A 2,802-nucleotide genomic window follows, 5' to 3' on the forward strand; every position below is an offset into this window, starting at 1 on the left:
GCTTCAGATCGAACATCAGGTGCGGCCCTTGGCTCGAATGCGGGAAACCGCATTGTCGAAGCACGCGGCAAACGCCTGAGTTTGGGGCACTGAGCGATGGTTGACAAGGGAGGCCCAACCGGCGCCCTGCAAAGCTGTTATGCGGCGAGCGAAGCTTATGCTGCGCTCTGGAATTGGCTTATTTGCTAGCTCATGGCCGTCTGCACCAGGCGGCCTTCCCGGAGTAAAAACTTTGCAGACTCGAACGCTTGGGTTCGTTGGGCTCGGCCGCATGGGCGCGCCTATGGTAAGACGGCTTGCTGAAGCGGGCCACCATGTCATCGTCCATGACCGCAGGCCGGATGCCGCCACGGACCTGCCGGGCAATTCTATAAGCGTGGCCGCCACGGCCGCCGCCGTCGCCGACGAGGCCGAGGTGGTGTTCTGCAGCCTGCCGACGCCGCCGATCGTCAAGGAGGTCGTGCTCGGCGCCGATGGCTTGACATCGGGCGCGAAAGCCAAAGTGGTGATCGACCTGTCAACGACCGGGCCCAGCATGGCCAAGACCATCGCGGCGGAGCTGGCCGGCCGCGGCATCGCCTGGGTCGACGCGCCGGTTTCTGGCGGCATCGCCGGAGCCAGCAGCGGCTCGCTCGCGGTAATGGTCTCTTGCAAGAAGTCGGTGTTCGATGAGATCGACCCGGTGCTGGCCAATTTCGGCAAGCGGTTCTACTGTGGCGAAAACGCCGGCACCGCCCAGGTCGCCAAGCTCGGCAATAACATGATCGCGGCGGCCGTCATCCTGCTCTCGGCCGAGGCGCTGGCGATGGGTGTGAAATCCGGGCTGGACCCGCGCATCATGTGCGACATTATCAATGCCTCGAGCGGCCGCAACAGCGCCACCCAGGACAAGTTTCCCCGCGCTGTGCTGCCGGGAACGTTCGATTTCGGCTTCGCCACCGCCCTCTCCTACAAAGACGTCCGCATGTGCGTCGACGAGGCGGAGAATCTCGGCGTGCCGATGGTCGCGGGCTCGCTGGTAAGACAGATGCTCGCCGCCACGAATGCCCGTTTCGGACCGGACTCGGACTTCACTTCGATGGTACGCATCGTCGAAGAATGGGCGGGAATAGAAATCCGCGCCTGAAGGTGGGAACCGCGGAGGACTTGGGAAATGGCAAGCTTCACGAAGCAATTGGCCGACACGCTGGCCGGCCTGCCCTTGGAAGTGTTCAGTCCTGCCGTCACCGCCAAGGCAAAGCTTTGTCTGCTCGATTTCCTCGGCTGCGCCTTCGAGGCGTCCGCGCTCGATCCGAGCCAGCAAGCGCTGGCCGCGGTGACGCCGGCGCGCGGCGGCCACATCATTGGCGAAAGTCGGCAGGCCACACCGGCGGACGCGGCCTTCGTCAATGCGGTCAAGGGGCATGGGCTGGTCCGCGAGGACATGCACGCCGGATCCGTATGCCATCACGGCGTCGTCGTCTGGCCGCTGCTGCTGGCGCTCGCCGAAACGAAGACGGTTTCGGGGATCGACCTGCTGCGGGCGGCAATCGTCGCCTATGAGGTCGGCGGGCGGCTGGGCCGGATGCTCATCGACCGCGAGCTTTCGGGACTGTTCAGGCCGACGGGGCTGGTGGCTCCGATCGGCGCGGGATGTGGCGCCGCGCGGTTCATCGGCCTCGACAAGGAACAGACCGCGGCCGCGATCGCCTTTGCCGCCAACACGTCGTCCGGCCTCAACCAGTGGCCGAAGAGCGGCGGATCGGACATGTTCTTTCATCCGGGCTTTGCCGCGCGCAACGCCTGGATGGCGGTCCAGCTTGCGGCCGCCGGTGCCTATGGCAGCCCGGACGTGCTTGAGGGAAAATCCGGTTACTTCGCCGCCTTCGCACGCCGGCCGATGCGGGGGCCGGTGCAGCTCTTCCCCGACGGCGAGGCCGATATCCTGGCCGTCTACCACAAGGCGGCGCCTGCCTGTAATTTCGCCCAGACGGCCTGCCAGACCGCGCTCAAGCTCGTCGAGATGATCGGTCCCGGCGCAGCCCCCGTCGAGCGGATCCACATCCGTGTCCCCGCCGCCGCGGCGGCCTATCCGGGTTGTGACAACACCGGCCCCTTCGAGCGTTCACTCCAGGCCAAGATGAGCATTCCTTATGGCGTTGCAGCGGTGTTCGCCAGCGGCCGTCTCTCGGAAGACAACTACAGGGACCTGCGGGATAAGGAGACGCTGCGGCTGATCGATGCCAGCGACCTCTCGGCTAGCGACGAACTGACGGCACAGTTTCCGGCCAAGCAGGGCGCCAGCATCGATGTCGTGCTCGGGGACGGGCGGCAGCTGTCGATGGGGCTTCCGGATGTGATCCCGGCGACCGAAGCCGAAATCCGCGAGCGCTTCAGATCGGCCGCCGCGCCGATCGTGGGCGGCGAGGCCGCAAGGTCGATCGAGGACTTCATCGACCGGCTGGAGTCCAAGAAGGATGCCGGCCGGCTGATGCCGCTCTGCGCCACCAAGGAAAAGGCCAGGCCGCGAAGAGCGGCTTGAGCGGGAAGGCGCATGGAGGACGCTGAATGACAGTTCGGCGAAAGACAGCTTTCGTCACCGGCGCCGCGAGCGGCATCGGCAGAGCCATCGCGACAAGCCTCCAGGCCGACGGCACGCGCATCGTGCTTGCCGACCGGCAGGCCGAGGCGCTTCAGGCGTTGTCAAACCAACTGGGCGGCGAGGTCTTTGCGCTCCCGCTGGACATCACCGACGCGTCGGCCGTCGACGCTTGCCTGGAACAGGTGCCGGCGGAATTCCGCGACATCGACATACTGGTCAAT

Annotated in this window: 3 protein-coding genes; all 3 read left to right on the forward strand. The window is 65.7% G+C overall.

Going from position 1 to position 2,802, the window contains the following annotated elements; translation table 11 throughout:
• The first annotated feature begins 232 nt into the window (after nt 1–232).
• The gene (locus EOA27_RS30575; protein WP_126081389.1) at nt 233–1,126 is read left to right on the forward strand and encodes an NAD(P)-dependent oxidoreductase; all 894 of its coding nucleotides are present in this window, start codon (nt 233–235) and stop codon (nt 1,124–1,126) included.
• Nucleotides 1,127–1,153: 27 nt separating this feature from the next.
• Complete coding sequence (locus tag EOA27_RS30580) at nt 1,154–2,521, forward strand: MmgE/PrpD family protein (protein ID WP_126081388.1); 1,368 nt, start codon at nt 1,154–1,156, stop codon at nt 2,519–2,521.
• A 26-nt stretch (nt 2,522–2,547) separates the two neighbouring features.
• Nucleotides 2,548–2,802: SDR family NAD(P)-dependent oxidoreductase (locus EOA27_RS30585; protein WP_127257991.1), on the forward strand; the 255-nt coding region annotated here is incomplete at its 3' end.

It is taken from the genome of Mesorhizobium sp. M2A.F.Ca.ET.037.01.1.1 (assembly GCF_003998075.1).
Lineage (GTDB): Bacteria > Pseudomonadota > Alphaproteobacteria > Rhizobiales > Rhizobiaceae > Mesorhizobium.

Bases quoted from the DNA above. Each gene is read 5' to 3' on its own strand.
- EOA27_RS30580 (WP_126081388.1), top strand. From the start codon at position 1,154: ATGGCAAGCTTCACGAAGCAATTGGCCGACACGCTGGCCGGCCTGCCC.